Source organism: Nocardia sp. NBC_00565, assembly GCF_036345915.1.
Classification (GTDB): Bacteria; Actinomycetota; Actinomycetes; order Mycobacteriales; family Mycobacteriaceae; genus Nocardia.
Genome location: NZ_CP107785.1, coordinates 4,892,950 through 4,910,506 on the forward strand (window position 1 = coordinate 4,892,950; position 17,557 = coordinate 4,910,506).

14 protein-coding genes and 1 pseudogene are annotated in these 17,557 nt (G+C 67.8%); 4 read left to right on the forward strand and 11 right to left on the reverse strand.

Annotated elements, in window-relative coordinates:
* Positions 1-2: 2 nt before the first annotated feature.
* Positions 3-1,685 (reverse strand): Hsp70 family protein, encoded by a 1,683-nt coding sequence (locus tag OG874_RS23025; protein ID WP_330249224.1) that lies wholly within the window; start codon positions 1,683-1,685, stop codon positions 3-5.
* A 114-nt stretch (positions 1,686-1,799) separates the two neighbouring features.
* Between OG874_RS23025 and grpE the strand changes: the two genes are divergently transcribed.
* The gene (gene grpE, locus OG874_RS23030; protein WP_330249225.1) at positions 1,800-2,468 is read left to right on the forward strand and encodes a nucleotide exchange factor GrpE; all 669 of its coding nucleotides are present in this window, start codon (positions 1,800-1,802) and stop codon (positions 2,466-2,468) included.
* A 90-nt stretch (positions 2,469-2,558) separates the two neighbouring features.
* On the opposite strand, the gene OG874_RS23035 is transcribed toward grpE, so the two are convergent.
* The 8 genes and pseudogenes from OG874_RS23035 to rimP all read right to left on the reverse strand — a co-directional run.
* Positions 2,559-3,860 (reverse strand): MATE family efflux transporter, encoded by a 1,302-nt coding sequence (locus OG874_RS23035; RefSeq protein WP_330257374.1) that lies wholly within the window; start codon positions 3,858-3,860, stop codon positions 2,559-2,561.
* A gap of 222 nt (positions 3,861-4,082) precedes the next feature.
* On the reverse strand, positions 4,083-5,108 hold the full coding sequence (locus OG874_RS23040; protein WP_330249226.1) for a DHH family phosphoesterase: 1,026 nt from the start codon (positions 5,106-5,108) through the stop codon (positions 4,083-4,085).
* Between the two features lie 22 nt (positions 5,109-5,130).
* Positions 5,131-5,574, reverse strand: a complete 444-nt coding sequence (rbfA, locus tag OG874_RS23045; protein ID WP_330249227.1) for a 30S ribosome-binding factor RbfA — start codon at positions 5,572-5,574, stop codon at positions 5,131-5,133.
* Positions 5,575-5,713: 139 nt separating this feature from the next.
* Complete coding sequence (locus OG874_RS23050; RefSeq protein ID WP_330249228.1) at positions 5,714-6,004, reverse strand: DUF503 domain-containing protein; 291 nt, start codon at positions 6,002-6,004, stop codon at positions 5,714-5,716.
* A gap of 85 nt (positions 6,005-6,089) precedes the next feature.
* Positions 6,090-9,143: a translation initiation factor IF-2 gene (infB, locus tag OG874_RS23055; RefSeq protein ID WP_330249229.1), complete on the reverse strand. Its 3,054-nt coding sequence runs from the start codon at positions 9,141-9,143 to the stop codon at positions 6,090-6,092.
* A gap of 108 nt (positions 9,144-9,251) precedes the next feature.
* Entirely contained in the window at positions 9,252-9,584 is a 333-nt protein-coding gene (locus OG874_RS23060) for a YlxR family protein (RefSeq protein ID WP_442943420.1), read from the reverse strand.
* A gap of 122 nt (positions 9,585-9,706) precedes the next feature.
* Complete coding sequence (gene nusA / locus OG874_RS23065) at positions 9,707-10,738, reverse strand: transcription termination factor NusA (protein ID WP_330249231.1); 1,032 nt, start codon at positions 10,736-10,738, stop codon at positions 9,707-9,709.
* A gap of 173 nt (positions 10,739-10,911) precedes the next feature.
* Positions 10,912-11,550 (reverse strand): annotated as a pseudogene (gene rimP / locus OG874_RS23070) (ribosome maturation factor RimP); the annotation flags it as partial.
* Positions 11,551-11,757: 207 nt separating this feature from the next.
* Between rimP and OG874_RS23075 the strand changes: the two are divergent.
* Positions 11,758-12,384, forward strand: coding sequence for a hypothetical protein (locus OG874_RS23075; protein WP_330249233.1), 627 nt, complete (start codon positions 11,758-11,760; stop codon positions 12,382-12,384).
* Complete coding sequence (locus tag OG874_RS23080; protein ID WP_330249234.1) at positions 12,381-12,815, forward strand: ferritin-like domain-containing protein; 435 nt, start codon at positions 12,381-12,383, stop codon at positions 12,813-12,815. The genes OG874_RS23075 and OG874_RS23080 overlap by 4 nt, the downstream gene beginning before the upstream one ends.
* Positions 12,816-12,957: 142 nt before the next feature.
* Here OG874_RS23080 and OG874_RS23085 read toward each other — a convergent pair whose 3' ends face one another.
* A complete protein-coding gene (locus OG874_RS23085) occupies positions 12,958-14,709 on the reverse strand; it encodes an acyl-CoA dehydrogenase family protein (protein WP_330249235.1) in 1,752 nt (583 codons plus the stop codon).
* 278 nt (positions 14,710-14,987) lie between these two features.
* On the reverse strand, positions 14,988-16,751 hold the full coding sequence (locus OG874_RS23090) for a proline--tRNA ligase (protein ID WP_330249236.1): 1,764 nt from the start codon (positions 16,749-16,751) through the stop codon (positions 14,988-14,990).
* Between the two features lie 58 nt (positions 16,752-16,809).
* Between OG874_RS23090 and yaaA the strand changes: the two genes are divergently transcribed.
* On the forward strand, positions 16,810-17,556 hold the full coding sequence (gene yaaA / locus OG874_RS23095; RefSeq protein ID WP_330257375.1) for a peroxide stress protein YaaA: 747 nt from the start codon (positions 16,810-16,812) through the stop codon (positions 17,554-17,556).
* Position 17,557: the final 1 nt, after the last annotated feature.

A 17,557-nucleotide genomic window follows, 5' to 3' on the forward strand; every position in this document is an offset into this window, starting at 1 on the left:
GCTCAGCTGTCGCGGCGGCGCGTGCGCTGGACCTGATCCAGTTCGCGCACCACATCCGCCTGCGACAGGGTCGCCCCGGTCTGCGTGGTCAGGATCAGCGGTATATCCGCGTCGACGTGATGGCAGGTGACGCGCAGGACGCCGTCGAAGCCCATCTCGAAGGTCACCCGCACTTCGCTGCCCTCGGGATATCCGGCGGGAATACCGCGAATTCTCCCCTCCACCAGCACTTTTGTATCCTCGGGCCGCATCGAGGCGGCTTGGCCCTGCTGTTCGACGATGGTCAACGCGATCTCGTCCTGGTCCGCGCGCACGGTGCCGAAGGACCGGCGCACCTTCACCGGCAGGGTCGCGTTGCGATGGACCAGCCAGGTCGCCGCCAGCCCGTACTGGTAGTCGAGCGCGAGCACACCGAAACCGCGCGAAACGACGGTGTCCACTTGGATTTCGAGCATCCGGCGGACCAAGCCGACCGGCTGCCCGAAGGATGCGGCGACCCGTGCGATCGACTGCTCCAGATCGGCGGGTGCGGCGTCGTGAATATCCGCGCCGTCGCGCAGCCGGCCGCGCGTGGTCAGATCCGCCAGGATCAGCCGTTCCATCTCGAGCTTCTCGCCATAGAGCGCCGCGCCGCGCGCCACCGAAAGGTCGGGATCGCGCAGTTCGCCCGCGAGGCCGAGTTCCGCGCGTAGTTCGCGCTCCACCATCGGCATTCGGGAAGAGCCGCCGACCAGCAGCAGTCGGTCGACCGGGGTGACGCCGCGTTTACTCGCCGCGGCCAGGCAGTCGCGAGTGAGATCGATGGTGCGACGCATCAGTGAGGACGTCATCGCGTCGAGTTCGTCGCGCGTCAACGGGATCACCGCGCGGGCGCCGTCGTGTGCGATCACCACATCGGTGTGCTCGGCATCGGTCAACTCACGTTTGGCGCGCTCGGCGGCGAGCACCAGCATCTGGGAGCCCGCCGAATCGTCCAGTGGATCTTCGGCGTCGGGATTGGCCTCGCAGAACTTCTGCGAGAGGTACAGCGCGATGCGCTCGTCCCAGTCGGCACCACCGAGTTGGTGATCGCCCTCGACCGCGAGCACCGAAATGCGACGGTCGGCCAGTTCGATGACGGTGGCGTCGAAAGTGCCGCCACCCAGGTCGTAGACGAGCACCGTTTCCCGTGGCCGGTCCTTGCCGACATCCACGCCACCGTCGAGCCTGCCGAAACCGTAGGACAGCGCGGCCGCGATCGGCTCGGAGAGCACACCGGCGACATCGAAGCCCGCATAGGCGCCGGCCTGGATGGTGGCGCGGCGCTCCTCGTCACCGAAATAGGCGGGCACCGTGATGACCACGCGTTTCACCGCCTCGCCACCGCCGAATTCCGCGTCCGCGGCAAGGCTTTTCAGGATCAGTGCCGAGACCGCAGGCGCGGACCAGGTCTGCCCGTGCGCGGCGAAGCGCCACTCCGAATCGCCCATCCGCCGTTTGACCAGCGCGCACACATGTTCCGGATCGAGGCGGGCCTGCCGCCGGGCGCCCTCGCCCACCAGATGATCGAAAGCGGACGCGAACAATACGACCGAGGGCACGGTCGCCTCGCCGTTCAACCCGATCATTACTTCAGGCCGACCGTCGGCATCGATGCGCGCGATTGCCGAGTTCGTTGTGCCCAGGTCGATGCCGTAGACCCCCATGAGACGCGATGGTAGCAGCCGAATCCGACCCGAGCCCAAGTTCCCACCGGCGGATCCCGATGCCGCACAGTTCATTCGATGTGCACCCGCACGGACGCAAGTTAAGGTGCGAATATGACCGACCCAGTCGCGCCGCAGGCCGAGGACCACACCAACCCCCTCGCACCGCAGGCCGAGGACGGAACCGCCGCCGCACAGCACTCTGCCAACCGCACGAATCCCTGGGCTCAGCAGACCACGGACAGCCCCCGCACGCGGCAAGCCGACGACAGCACCGTCCCCGTCGCCCAGCAGGCTGATGATCACACCGACCCACTCACCCAACTGGTCGAACGCGTCGAAGACCTCAGCCGAGTAATCGCCCGCCAAGCCGCCACCATCGAGCGTCTGGCCGACGAAGCCAAGGCCCGCGACCGACGCGACCGTGCGGGCGCGGACCTCCCTCTCGTCGTCGAGCTGTTCGCCCTCCACACCGATACCGCCGCGTGCGCGACAACCGCCGAATCCCCCCGTGAGCGCACGGCCTTCGAAGCCATCGCCGCCCGCATCGAGAGATTGATCGTCGCGCGCAACGGCACCCTGATCACTCCGCGCCCGAACGACGCGTTCGACTCACTCACCATGGAGGCCGCCGATGTCGCGAAGACAGACGACCCGGACTCGGACCGCACGATCGAGTCTCTGGTCCAGACCGGCCTGACGGTCTCCGGCCGATCAGTGCGGCCTGCGAGCGTAGTCGTGCGCCGGTACCAGCCGTCGGCCGCACGTGGCGTTCCCCGGTGAATCCGCCTAACAGCAGCGGTCAGACGACCGCCCCGCTCGAGACGCCGGATCCGATGGCCGCGCAAGAGCAGATCCTGAACTCGGATTCGATCACGCGATCTGGCGCGGGACCTCGGTACCGATCTGTGCCCAGCGCCCGGACTCGGCCCGCCAGAGCACCGCGACCAACCGAAGCAGCATGAATACGACCAAACCCGACCAAATTCCGGCGATGCCCCAGTCGAAGACCAGCGACAGCCAGATGGCGGGGAGAAAACCGAGCAGGGCCGCGCCGAGGGTGGTGTTGCGGAGATAGGCGGCATCGCCCGCGCCGAGCAGGACGCCGTCGAGGGCGAAGACGATGCCCGCGATCGGGATGATGGCCACGAAGAACCACCAGGCGACATGGGTCCGGTCGAGGACGGCTGGGGCGTCGGTGAACAGCCCGGGAATGACGGTGGCGCCTGCCGCGAAAACGGCCGCGAGGATCAGCGCGAAGCCGCCCGACCAGCGAGTGATCCGCCGAGCCAGCCCACGCGCGCCCGATGCGTCGCCCGCGCCCAGCGCCGCGCCGACCAGGGTTTGGGCGGCGATCGCCAGCGAATCCAGGGTCAACGCAAGGAAATTCCAGAGCTGCAGCACCAGTTGATGCGCGGCCACCGATGCCGCACCGAATCGGGCGGCAACGGCCGCCGCCGAGACGAAACTGGCTTGGAAGGCGAGGCTGCGGGCGATCAGATCACGACCGAGCACCAGTTGCGCCCGCATCACCGACCAGTGCGGTGCCAGCAAAACACGTTCGCGTACAAGCGCGCTCAGGAAGAGTCCGGCCGTCACCGACTGGCCCGCGACGTTGGCCACCGCCGACCCCGCCAGCTCGAGTCGCGGCGCACCCAACAACCCGTGCACCAGCGTCGGGCACAACAGTCCCGAAACCACGAGTCCCGAAACCACGAACAGCAGCGGCCTGCGCGTCTCCTGCACCCCGCGCAACCACCCGTTACCCGCCATCGCGATCAGAATCAGCGGCACCCCGAACAATGCGATCCGCACCCAGACCAACGCTTCCCCCGCGATATCCCCGCCGCCCGCGATCACGTTCGTCAGCGCAACCGCAACCGCCTGCCCCACAACAAGTATCAGCGTCCCGACGATCACGGCGACCCACGTCGCCTGCACCCCTTCCCCGATAGCACCCCGCTCATCCCCCGCACCATGCCGACGCGCTGCCCGTGCCGTTGTGCCGTAGGACAAGAACGTCAGCTGCGAACTCACCTGCGCCAGAATCAATCCGCCGACCGCGAGCCCAGCCAACGCCAGCGCCCCGAGCCGCCCCACCACCGCCAGATCGAACAGCAGGTAGATGGGCTCGGCCACCAGCACACCCAGCGTCGGCAGCGCCAACCCGAGAATCCGCCGGGGTCCCGCGGTCGTCGGATCGGCCTTCGCCGCTCCCCCGCCGTCGCCATCGGGTGGCCCGGCCAGTTCGGCGTCATCCAAACCCTGTCGCGTCACGAAAACTCCCTCGAGAACGCCGACACGCGTGAATCAGCTTCCCGCACATGGACCAACCATGCGATACGGCAACTCGTGCACCACACGGTCACTCCTCGCCAGACAGGGTTGGGCATCGGCTCAACCCAGCACGGTGAGCAGCGCTGAGACCACGTCCTCCAGCCGGCCATGGGTGGTGTAGCCCGCGGCGTAGCGGTGTCCGCCACCGCCGAGCGCGGTGGCCACCTCGGAAACGTCGACACCATCGCGCACGCCGGGCCCGGAGTCGCGCGAACGCAGCGATACCGTCCAGCGGTCATCGATGGTGCGGGATTCCTTGAATACCGCGGCAACGCCCGCCTCCGCGGTGGTGCGCACGATATCGATGACGCTCTCGACCTCCTCCGAGCGCACCCCCGCGACATCACCGCGCCGCACGAATACGTAGGCCAGCCCGACGCCGCCGTGCACCGCCGACTCCAGCCGAGCCGTCCCGAGCACCCGCGACAGCATCGGCAACCAGTCGAACGGATGCGTATCCATCAGCGAGCGCGTGATTTCGGCGCCGTCGATACCGGTGGCCAACAGCCGTTCGGCCAGTTGATGCGTACCGGGTCGCACCCAACGGAACGACCCGGTATCGGTCACCAAACCGGCGTAGAGGCAATGCGCCACTTCGGCATCGATCGCCACTTGCCAGGCATCGAGCAGCCCCGCGACCAGACTCGTCGTCGATTCCGCGCTCGCATCGACCACATTGATCGCCCCGAACCGGGTATTGGAGCGGTGATGATCGAGCACCAGAGTCGTTCGCGCTCCGGCCAATCGATCGGCGAGCGCACCGAGCCGACCGACACTGCCGCAGTCCACCGTGATGAGTAGATCCACCTCGGCGGGCACATCGACGGGCCGCACCAGATGACGCACCCCCGGCAATGTCCGCATCGTGGCGGGCAGCTCGGCGGGTTCGGCGAACGACACCCACACCGGGATGCCGCGCCGATGCAACACCAACGCCAACGCGAGCCCGCTGCCGATGGTGTCGGCATCGGGCTGTACGTGACACAGAATAGTGACAGATCGGGCCGCGTTCAGCGCGGCAAGTGCCGGTCCGAACGTTACCGCCGCGTCGAGATCGACCCCCGTCGTGCCCGGGTCGGCCGGCATTATCGTCATCGCCTACCGCACGTCACTCGTCGGTTTCCCGTTCGACCTTGTACGGGTCGGCTTCCCCGGCATGAGTGGCGTTGGCCGCCACCTTCGCCACCTCGTCGTCGGCGGCCCGCGCCCGAGCCAGCAGCTCTTCCATATCCCGCGCCGCATCGGGCACCTTGTCGAGCACGAACGCAAGCGTCGGGGTGAACTTCACACCGGTACCCGCGCCCACCTTCGAGCGCAGCACACCCTTCGCCTTCTCCAGACCAAGGGCCGCAGCCGTGTAATCCGGTTCGACGTCCAGGCTTTCGCCCATCACCGTGTAGTACACCGTCGCCTCGCGCAGATCACCGGAGACCTTCGTATCGGTGACGGTCACGAAATTCAGACGCGGATCCTTCACCTCGTATTCGATCGCGGTCGCCACGATCGCGGAAATCCGCTTGGCGAGTCGGCGTGCCCTGGCTTGATCCACCATGGCTGAACCCTCCTCACATATGCTCTGTTCAAATCTACGACGGGAACGGGGCCCTTCGTGTCACGCAAGCTACCGCCTCCGTGCCCATCGCTGGCGACTGCCTGCAGGTCGCTCGAAATGGTCCGCTCCCACCGCGGGGTCAGTCTTCGGGTCCGAAGATCCTGCGGCGTACTGCCAGCAACTCTAACTCCGGACGGGCCGCGACGTGTCGCTCACATTTGTCGAGCACCTCGGTCAGGTGCTCCATACCGGAACTGACCATGGCAACCCCCAGCAGCGAGCGACGGTGGCGGTCGTGTTCCCCACCCTCGGCGGCACTCACACCGAAGCGCTGCAATTCGGCCAGCACGGGCCGGATCACCGAACGCTTCTGCTTCAGCGAATGCACATCTCCGAGCAGGATGTCGAACTCCAGTGCACCCAGGTACACCCAGCCTCCTGATTCGGTACCTACGAGATTGTCTCCGTGGGTCCGGCACCGCGTTGACAGCGATGCCGGACCCCGCGGCGAACAATCAGTCGCGCGGCTTCTCGCGCAGCTCGTAGGCCTCGATGACATCGCCTTCCTTGATGTCGTTGTAGGTCAGCGTCATACCGCATTCGAAGCCCTCGCGGACCTCGGTGACGTCGTCCTTCTCGCGCTTCAAGGTAGAGATCGTGACCGTCTCGGCGACCACCACGTTGTCGCGGAGCAAGCGCGCCTTGGCGTTGCGCTTGACCGAACCCGAGGTGACCATGCAGCCGGCGATATTGCCGACCTTCGACGAACGGAAGATCGCGCGGATCTCCGCCCGGCCCAGCTCGACCTCTTCGTAGATCGGCTTGAGCATGCCCTTGAGGGCCTTCTCGATCTCGTCGATGGCCTGGTAGATCACCGAGTAGTACCGGATGTCCACACCTTCGCGGTTGGCCAGCTCGGTCGCCTTGCCCTCGGCCCGGACGTTGAACCCGATGATGATCGCGTTCGACGCCGACGCCAGGTTGACGTTGGTCTCGGTGACGCCACCGACACCGCGGTCGATGACCCGCAGGCGCACCTCGTCGTCGATCTGGATTCCGAGCAGTGCCTCTTCGAGGGCCTCGACGGTACCGGAGTTGTCGCCCTTGAGGATCAGATTGAGCTCCGAAGTCTCCTTCAGTGCGGCATCCAGATCTTCCAGGCTGATCCGCTTGCGGCTGCGTGCGGCCAGCGCGTTGCGCTTGCGCGCATTGCGGCGGTCGGCGATCTGGCGGGCGATGCGGTCCTCGTCGACAACCAGCAGGTTGTCACCGGCACCGGGCACCGACGTGAAGCCGATGACCTGAACCGGCCGCGAGGGCAGCGCCGCGACGACATCGTCGCCGTGCTCGTCGACCATGCGACGGACGCGACCGTAAGCGTCGCCCGCCACGATCGAGTCACCGACGCGCAGCGTGCCGCGCTGGATGAGCACGGTCGCCACCGGGCCACGGCCGCGGTCGAGGTGCGCCTCGATGGCGACACCCTGGGCGTCCATATCCGGGTTCGCCCGCAGATCGAGCGCCGCGTCCGCTGTCAGCAGCACCGCCTCGAGCAGCTGCTCGATATTGGTGCCCTGCTTGGCGGAGATGTCGACGAACATGGTGTCGCCACCGTATTCCTCGGCAACCAGGTTGTATTCGGTCAGCTGCTGCCGGATCTTGTCCGGGTTCGCGCCTTCCTTGTCGATCTTGTTGACCGCCACCACGATCGGTACATCGGCCGCCTGCGCGTGGTTGATCGCCTCCACCGTCTGCGGCATGACGCCGTCGTCGGCGGCGACCACCAGGATCGCGATATCGGTGGCCTTCGCACCGCGGGCACGCATGGCGGTGAACGCCTCGTGACCCGGGGTGTCGATGAAGGTGATGAGCCGGTCGTTATCGCCCAGATGGGTGAGCACCTGGTAGGCACCGATGTGCTGGGTGATGCCACCGGCCTCGCCCTCACGGACATTGGCCTTACGGATCGTGTCGAGCAGTCGGGTCTTACCGTGGTCGACGTGACCCATGACGGTCACCACCGGCGGACGCTGCTCGAGATCCTCTTCGCCGCCTTCGTCCTCACCGTAGGTCAGGTCGAACGATTCCAGCAGCTCGCGGTCCTCGTCCTCGGGGCTGACCACGTGCACGACGTAGTTCATCTCGCTGCCGAGCAGCTCGAGGGTCTCGTCGTTCACCGACTGGGTCGCGGTGACCATCTCGCCGAGGTTGAACAAGGCCTGTACCAAGGCAGCCGGGTTCGCATCGATCTTCTCCGCGAAATCCGACAGCGAGGCGCCACGGGCGAGACGGATGATCTCGCCGTTGCCGCGCGGCAGCCGCACACCACCGATGGCGGGGGCTTGCATGCTTTCGTACTCGGCGCGCTTCGCCCGCTTCGACTTACGGCCACGACGCGGAGCACCACCGGGACGACCGAACGCACCGGCCGCACCGCCACGGCCACCGGGACCACCCGGACGACCGCCGCCACCGCCGCCGGGACGACCACGGAAACCACCGGCCGCGGGAGCACCGGCACCGGCACCGGGCGCACCCGTGCCGCCGCCACCCTGGCCGCCGCGGTAGCCGCCGCCACCGCCACCACCGCCGGGACGACCGCCGCCGCCACCCGGGGCACCGCCCGGACGACCCGGACGACCCGCACCTGCGCCGCCGCCCGGACCCGGACGGGCCGAACGCGCGGGCATGGCACCGGGATTCGGGCGCGGTGGCATCGAGCCGGGGCTCGGCCGCGGCCCACCGGGACGCGGACCGCCCTGGCCCGGAGACGGACGCCGCTCGCCCTGGGCACCGCCCGGACGGGGACCGCCCTGGGCCGGACCCGGACGCGGACCCTGGCCGGGACCCGGACGGGGTCCACTCTGGCCGGGGGCCGGACGCGCGGCGGGACGCTCACGATCGGGCGCCGAAGAGAAGGGGTTGTTGCCGACGCGCGGGGTCTTCGGCCCCGGCTTCGGGCCAGCGGCAGCCGGACCACCTGGACGCGGACCGCCCTGGGCCGGAGCGCCGGGACGCTGCTGCTGACCGGGACGTGCGCCACCCGGTGTCGGGCGCGGACCGCCATGAGCCGGTGTGCCCTGCCCCGGAGCGTGCTGGGGCGGCGCGGCCTTCGCGACCGGAGCCGCGGGGGTCTGCTGAACCGGCGCGGTTTCCCGTGCGGCGGGCTTGGCCGCCGGGCCGGGACGCGCGGCCGGGCTGGGGCGAACACCCTCGGACGGCCGGGCGGCCGGAGCCGCCGTCTCACGGGCGGTCGGAGCCGCCGGGGTCGCTGCCTGCACGGGCGCAGGAGCCTGGGTACGTGGACCCGGACGCGGACCGCCACCTGCGGCGGGCTTCGCGCCCGGAGCACTCGATGCGGGACCGGGTCGCGACCCGGACTTCGCTGTGCCGTTGGTCGGCGCGGACTTCCCCGCCACCGACTCGCGCAGCCGCCGTGCGACGGGTGCTTCCACCGTCGAGGACGCCGACTTCACGAACTCGCCCTGCTCCTTGAGCGTTGCGAGTAGTTCTTTGCTCGTGACACCGAGTTCTTTGGCCAACTCGTGCACGCGGGCCTTGCCTGCCACTGCTCTCCTCACTGAGAGGTCGAGCAGTGCCTCCGCCTAGGGAAGGCGGGCCCGCACGACCTCGGGTTATCTCCGATGGACGTTCATCGTTGGTGCTTCACGGTGTGCTCATGAGTGCTCGTGCCTGTTCTCGAGGTACTTATCCAGGGCTGAGATATCCAGTTGTCCGGACACTCGTAGTGCTCTGCCGAATGCTCGGCGTCGTTCTGCTGTGCGCAAACAAACTGAAACGGGGTGCAGCCAGGCACCCCGTCCGGGAAGTCTGCGCCGCGGATCGGGAACTATCACAAAAAGGTGGGAACCGTCACCGGTCTCACAATCCTGCGCCACGACCCGCAACAGGTCGACAGCCAACTCGCGCTTCCGGCACCCGATGCACGTCCGCACCGGAGCCGATCGGCGCTGGGGCGCCGGGACTTGCTCGGTAGTACGTTCGGACAGAGGAACCGAAGGCTCGCGTTGAACCTGAGACCACTCTACCGCTGTCCCGCTCGGAACACCGAACCCCGCCCCCGCGGAAGTTGTGAACACATCATCCGGTGGGCTCGATTCGCGGGAATCGGTCAACTCCGATGCGCCTCCGTCCGCACGCTGCCGCCGCCCATATCGGGCGCGGCGTCACTGCGGATATCGATCCGCCAACCGGTCAGGCGAGCCGCCAACCTGGCGTTCTGTCCTTCTTTACCGATGGCGAGCGACAGCTGGAAGTCCGGCACCACCACCCGCGCGGCACGCGCCTCCGGGTCAACGATGGTGACCGAGACCACCTTCGAGGGCGAAAGCGCATTGCCGACGAAAGTCGCCGGATCATCCGCGTAATCGATGATGTCGATCTTCTCGCCGGCCAGTTCGCTCATCACGTTGCGCACGCGCTGTCCCATCGGGCCGATGCACGCGCCCTTGGCATTGACGCCGGGCACGGTGGTACGGACCGCGATCTTGGAGCGGTGCCCGGCCTCGCGGGCGACGGCGACGATCTCGACCGAGCCGTCCGCGATCTCCGGCACCTCGAGTGCGAACAGTCGGCGCACCAGATTCGGGTGGGTGCGCGAGAGGGTGATCTGCGGACCGCGCGAGCCGCGCGAGACACCGACGACGTAGCACTTGATCCGGTCGCCGTGCTCGTAGCTCTCGCCCGGCACCTGCTCGGCGGATGGGATCAGGCCCTCGGTGCCGTGCAGTTCGCTGCCGATGCGCACCACCACGGTGCCGCGGGCGTTGGCCCGGGCATCGCGCTGGACCACACCGCCGACGATATCGCCCTCGTGAGTGGAGAACTCGCCGAAGGACTTCTCGTTCTCGGCATCACGCAGCCGCTGCAGCACGACCTGGCGCGCGGTGGTCGCGGCGATCCGGCCGAAACCCTCTGGGGTGTCATCCCATTCGGAGATCATATTGCCGTCGGCGTCGAGCTCACGGGCCATCACCCGGACCACGCCGGTCTTCTGATTGATATCGATGCGCGCGTTGGGCTGGTGGCCCTCGGTGTGGCGGTAGGCCGTGAGCAGTGCCGACTCGATCGCGGAGATCACGGTCTCGATCGAGATCCCTTTGTCGGCGACAATCGCACGCAGGGCTTCGATTTCGATGTTCATTCCACGATCCCTTCGGTCGGCGAATCGGACGCTGTGCTGTTTCGAGCGACCTGCGAGCAGTCGCTAGCGGTGCTGTTTCGAGCGACCTGCGACCGGTCGCTAGCGGTGCTGTTTCGAGCGACCTGCGACCGGTCGCTAGCGGTGCTGTTTCGAGCGACCTGCGACCGGTCGCTGACGGCTACTGATTCAGTTGATGGTGCATCGGTTGTTCCCTGGACATCGGCGGTGGGGTCCACCGCTTCTTCTGCCCCCGGCCGCGGACGGCCGGGTGCGACTCCACCGGTGAGTTCCAGCTCCCGAGCGCCGGGCGGATTGAACTCCACCTGGACGACGGCCTCGGCGATATCGGCCAGCGCGACGGTGACCCGATGCGGCTTGTTCTTGCCGCCCAGCACCAGCGCGACCGCGTCATCGGTGAGCAGGCCGACCCTGGCCTCGAACTTGTCCGATGCCTTCGGATCCGGCGAGGCCGCGCCGGAGCGTAGCTTGATCCGGACCTTGCGACCCTGAGCGCGACGCCAGTGTCGATCGGCGGTCAGTGGACGGTCGATGCCGGGGCTGGTCACTTCGAGCAGGTAGGGGGTCTCGCCGAATTCGCCCGCCGCGTCGAGGACCTCGGATAGGTCCGTGCTCAGCTGCGCAATGGAATCCAGATCGGAGGCCGCATCACTGTCCACGATCACCTGCACCCGAGCCAGCGCATCCACATGCTTGCCCGCCGTCGAGATCTCGACACCCTCGAGGTCGAATCCTCGGCGCTCGACGAGTCCAGCAACAAGCTGGCTCACCCTTTCCTCGGTCGGCATGGGCATGTGAGGCGGCTCCTGGTTCAGTTGTCAGACGGCTGGCATATTTTCTCTACCGAAGGTCTAGCGTAACGCGCCCCGAGAGTGTAAAGGACCAGCGGCCTCGAGCAAGTTTCCTGGCCACGCGCCCGCCAGGCGATGCGGCGGGTGCCGCACCGACCGTGCGGTAGGCGCCTGGTCGGCGGCGCCGCGCGAATCTGGCACGATGGTGCCGTGCCCATCCGCCTTCCCGCCCCGCCGCGTGCCGGGTGCACTTCCGGCATCCCCATCGACCGGCACCCCTCCCAGCACCGCGACGTTGGTGTCGGTCGACCGAATATCGTCGACCGCCGGACCGCATTGCGGCTGGCAGGCGGCACAACGGTGGGTGCGCTAACCATCGGCGCGGTTTCCGGTTGTACGGACAAAACGGTATACGAACCCGATCCCCTTGCCGCACAGGAGGTCCTGGCGCGTGCCGACGCCGCGGCCGCGACCGCCGCGATCGCGTTGGCACCGCAGCAGCACGCCGCGCTGACCGCGATCGCCGGCGAACGCACCGCACACGCCGACGCGCTACGCGCCGAAATCAACCGGGTGATCGGCGTTTACGGCGACGGCACCACCCCGATTCACCGCACCCGCGACCGCGCCACGCCCGCCTCGGGGCCCTCCCCCGCGGCATCGGGCACGGCGGTGCCGCCCACTGCGCCGCCGAGCGTCGATGAGCTGCGCGCGCGGCTCGCCAAGTCCCAGCAGTCCGCCGGTGACCTCGCCCGCACCCAATCCGGTTATCGGGCAGGCCTGTTGGCCTCGATCAGCGCATCGTGCGCCGCCCAAGCGGGGGTATTGCTGGCATGACCGAAACCGAACGCCAAGCCCTGCTCGACGCGCTGCGCGCCGAGTACGCGGCGGTGTACGCCTACGGCGTGATCGCGGCCTACGCCGCCGCCGAACGCACTCGCTTGGTCGCGCAGGACACCGCCGCCCATCGCGCTCGCCGTGACACCACCATCGACGCCCTGACCGCGGCGGGCGTCAGCGCACCACCACCGGACGCCGCCTACACGGTCCCGTTCCCGGTGACCGGCCCGATCGACGCGGCGCGCCTGGCCGCCACCGTCGAAACCGATACCGCGGTCGCCTGGCGCTCGGTGGTCGAACGCGCCGACAGTCAACCGACCCGCCGCACGGGCATCGACGCCCTCACCGAATGCGCCCTCCGCCTGGCCGCCTGGCAGTCCATCCTCGGCGCCAACCCGCCTACCGTCCCCTTCCCCGGCAAGGCCTGACCCAACCCGGCTGTCGGCCTTCGCACCCTTATAGGCATCCACAGTGCGTGCGAAGGCCGGCAAAAGGTGCGGGGATTCGGCCGGGCGGGCGGTATCGGATCGGCCGCCCCTGAGTGGGGGCGGCCGATTCGAACTGTGGTGGCTACGGGCGCATTTCGTAGGCGCCGTCGTAGGAGGCGACCCGGGTCCAGACGCGGTCGAAGCGGTCGCGGTCGGTGACCGGCGGGCGCAGGGACGAGGCGGCCCAGGCCTGCTGGCCGGGGGTCGCGGAGGGTTTGCCGTAGAGGGTGGTGGCGTAGCCGTTGAAGTCGCGGATCTGGAAGTCGAAGATCTGGTCGAGTACGTCGCGGTCCAGACCGGTGATCGCGGCCTGCTCCAGGATCAGCTGGCCGTAGACCACCAGGGAGAACAGGTGGCCGATGGTCAGCATGAAGTCCAGATCCTTCTGCTGGTCGGCGTCGGGAGCGGCCGTGGTCAACAGGGTGCGCAGCGCTTGGGCCTGCTCGTAGAAGCGGGCCACGTTCGGCACGTCGGTGTGCTTGTCGTAGACCGGGGTCCAGTCGGCGAACTGCACCTTGCCCGCACCGCGGGCCGGGCCCTGGTGGAAGAAGAACTCGTCGTCGGCCGCGTCGAGCCGGGTGCCGACCTCCGGGTAGTCCTTCGGGGTGAACAGGTAGTTCGGCATGAACTTCAGGATCTGGCCGACATTGACGTGGACGGTGCCCTCGAGCCGCGGCAGCGTGCCGATGTAGCGCGCGACCTGGGCGAAGTAGGTGTTCTTCTCGAATCCCTTGGCCGCCAGCACATCCAGCAGCAGCGTCATGACGATCTCGCCCTCGGAGGTCACCTTGGACTTGGTCATCGGGTTGAACAGCAGGTAGCGGCGGTCCTCGAGGCTCGCGGTGCGGAAGTAGTCGACGGCGCGGTCGCTGAACAGCTTCATCGCGGTGATACGGGCGTAGGCATCGACGAAGTTCGTCCGCACATGCGGAAAGTCGGTGACGGGGTTGCCGTAGAGGATGCGGTTGTTCGAATGCGTGATGGCCTCGTAGAACGAGTGCTCGACCATGCCGATGCTGCCGTGGCACAGATTGAACTTGCCGACATTGACGGTGTTCAGCGCGGCGGAGAAGGCCTCGGGACCGGTGGACAGAATGTCGGCGGCGGTCACCGGGTAGTCGTGCAACGCGAAGGTGCTGACGTAGAGCTGACCGTGGATGACGTTATCGATGAGCTCGTAGTTGTCGTGACGGCTGTCGGCGGCGAACCAGATGTAGCCGTCTGCGCCCTCGATATCGGCGCGGCGCGAGAAGACCGACACCATGCTCGCGACATTGCCGTTGCCGATGTAGTACTTGACGCCATTGGCGCGGAACAGGATTCCGGCCGCGGCATCGGCGCTGCCCGGCTCGGTCGGTGTCAGGACCAGGTCGGTGTTGTAGATGTCGGCGCCGTGGTCACGCTCGGACAGACCGAACGCCATCACCTGGCCATCGGCGAGATCGGCGGCGGCGCGCTGCTTGGCGGCCGCATTGTCGCTCTGCCAGATCGGGCCCAGGCCCAGGATGGTGACCTGCTCGGCGTACCAATACGCGAGTCCGTAGAACCCGAAGATCTCCGACAGCGCCGCATTGCGGGCCGCGTCCCAGCGCCGGTTCTCGTCGCCGTCGGCATAGGCGGCGGGCGTCAGGAAGGTCGCGAACAGTTTCTCCTTCTTGACGAACTCGAGAAACTCCGACACCCACGCCGCATCGGCGTCATCGGCCAGCAACTGCCGCTTCCCCCGCGCTTCGAACCACGCGATGGTCGCCTTCAGCAGCCGCCGCGTCTCGGCGTCGAAATGCTGCGGATCGTAGGTGGCGGGGTTGAACAACAACGCGTCGGTGCTCGTCATGCCGCTAACTTACCAGCGGGTAACAGCAGCGTGGAGCGGGTCCAGGAATACCGAAGCGGCGAATAATGCCTACGGAACCGTAGGGCCGGGAGACGACAGGTGGCACGTCCCGGGGTTACCACACCACGCGCCCCGACCCCGTCGACTGGGCTGCTGTCGCTATCAGCGTTGCCGCAGTCGCCGGGTCCTTACTCATTGGTCAGGTTGTGGAGGGCTAGGTAGGTCCCCCAGGATGGGGCGTCGTAACGGCGGCGCCCCATCCGCAACCATCACAGGACTTACCGCCCGCCGCGCACCTGTGCGAGCACCGATTCCACCACCGAATCGGCTGGGACCTCGGTGGATTCGCCGGTGAAGCGGTCGCGGATCTCGACCTTGCCGTCGGCCCAACCGCGGCCGACTACCACGACCAGTGGGACGCCGATCAGTTCGGAGTCCTTGAACTTCACGCCGGGCGAGGCCTTGCGGTCATCGAGCACCACATCGAGTCCGGCCGAATCCAGCAGTGCGGCAACCTCTTCGCCACCCTCGCGGGACGATTCGTCCTTGTTCGCGATCACCACGTGCACATCGAACGGGGCGACCTCGGCGGGCCAGCGCAGGCCCTTCTCATCGTGCTGCTGCTCGGCGATCACCGCGACCATACGGGAGACGCCGACGCCGTAGGAGCCCATGGTGAGGCGCACCGGCTTGCCGTTCTCGCCGAGCACATCGACGTCGAACGCGTTGGTGTACTTCTGGCCGAGCTGGAAGATATGGCCGATCTCGATGCCGCGGGCGGAAACCAGGGCACCGCGGCCATCGGGCGAGGGATCGCCATCGCGCACCTCGGCGGCCTCGATGGTGCCGTCGGGGGTGAAGTCGCGGCCGGCGACCAGGCCGACGACATGCTTGCCCGGCTCGTCCGCGCCGGTGATCCAGCTGGTACCGGTGCCGATGCGCGGGTCGACCAGATAGCGAACGCCGTTGGCCTGCAGCGCCTTCGGGCCGATGTAGCCCTTCACCAAGAACGGGTTCTCGGCGAAATCGGCCTCGGTGAGCAACTCCACCTCGGCGGGTTCGACCGAGGCGCCGAGGCGCTTATCGTCGACCTCGCGGTCGCCCGGAATGCCGACGGCAAGCAGTTCGGTCTTGCCGTCGGGGTGGCGCAGCTTCACCATGATGTTCTTCAGGGTGTCGGCCGCGGTGACGGGGCGGCCGAACTGTTCGGCGATGCCCGCGCCGTTGGCCCAGTCGACCAGGGTCGCGATGGTCGGGGTGTTCGGGGTGTCGTGCACCACCGCCGCGGGCCGCCCCTCGATCGGCAGTGGTGCGGGCGCGGGCGTGACCACCGCTTCCACATTCGCGGCGTATCCGGACTCCACGCAGCGCACGTAGGTGTCCTCACCGACCGGGCTGTCCGCGAGGAACTCCTCCGAGGCACTGCCGCCCATCGCGCCGGAGGTGGCCGCGACGATCACGTACTTGACGTTGAGCCGGTTGAAGATGCGCTGGTAGGCCTCGCGGTGCGCGTTGTAGCTGGCCTTCAGCCCGTCCTCGTCGAGATCGAAGGAGTAGGAGTCCTTCATGATGAACTCGCGCCCGCGCAGGATGCCCGCGCGCGGACGCTCCTCGTCGCGGTATTTGGTCTGGATCTGGTACAGCGTGACCGGAAGATCCTTGTACGAGTTGTATTCCCCCTTCACGGTGAGCGCGAAGAGCTCCTCGTGGGTTGGTCCGAGCAAGTAGTCCGCACCCTTGCGGTCCTTGAGCCGGAACAGGCCGTCGCCGTATTCGGTCCACCGATTGGTGGTCTCGTACGGATCGCGCGGCAGCAGCGCGGGCAACGAGATCTCCTGCGCGCCGATGGCGTTCATCTCTTCGCGCACGACCTCCTCGACCCGCCGCAGCACCCGCAGACCGAGCGGCAGCCACGAGTACACGCCCGGGGCGATACGCCGCACGTAGCCGGCGCGGACGAGGAGTTTGTGACTGGGCACCTCGGCGTCGGCGGGATCGTCACGCAGGGTACGCAGGAACAGGTGGGAGAGGCGGGTGATCACGGAACCACAGGGTAGTCGCTGGCCGGACGATGTCTGCAACGCATTACCGTATCCGCTCGTGCTGGTGCTGCTGCCTCCTTCCGAAACCAAGTCCGACGGTGGAACCGACTCACCGCTAGAGCTCGAGTCGCTGGCGATGCCGCAGCTCACAGCGGTGCGCGACCGGCTCATCGACGAGGTCGTCAAACTGGCCGCCGATCCGGCGGCATCGCGTACCGTCCTCGGCCTCGGGAAGGGGGCCGATAGTGAGATCGCGCGCAATGCGAGCTTGCGCACCTCGGCTACCCGGCCCGCGCTGGAGCGCTACACCGGCGTCCTCTATGACGCGCTCGACGCCCGCTCGTTCACCAAGGTCCAGCGCGCCAAGGCCTACGCCCGCCTGGCCATCGGCTCCGCGCTGTTCGGCGCCGTGCGCGCCGACGACATCATTCCCGCCTATCGGCTCTCCGGCGGCTCCAAACTCCCCGGCCTGCCCACCCTTTCGGCCCTCTGGCGCGATGTCCTGCCCGACGCCCTGGCCGCCGAGGCCGCCGACGAACTCGTCATCGATCTCCGCTCGGGCACCTACCAGCAGCTCGGCCGCGTCCCCGACGCCATCACCGCCAACGTCCTCACCGAACACCCCGACGGCACCCGAACCGTAGTCAGCCACTTCAACAAACATCACAAGGGCCTACTCGCCCGCGCCCTCGTCCTCACCCGCGCCGACCCCACCGACATCCGTGCCGTAGCCCGCATAGCCTCGAACTCCGGCCTGCGCACCGAAATAGCCTCCCCTACCGAACTCCTCATCATTACCACCTGAC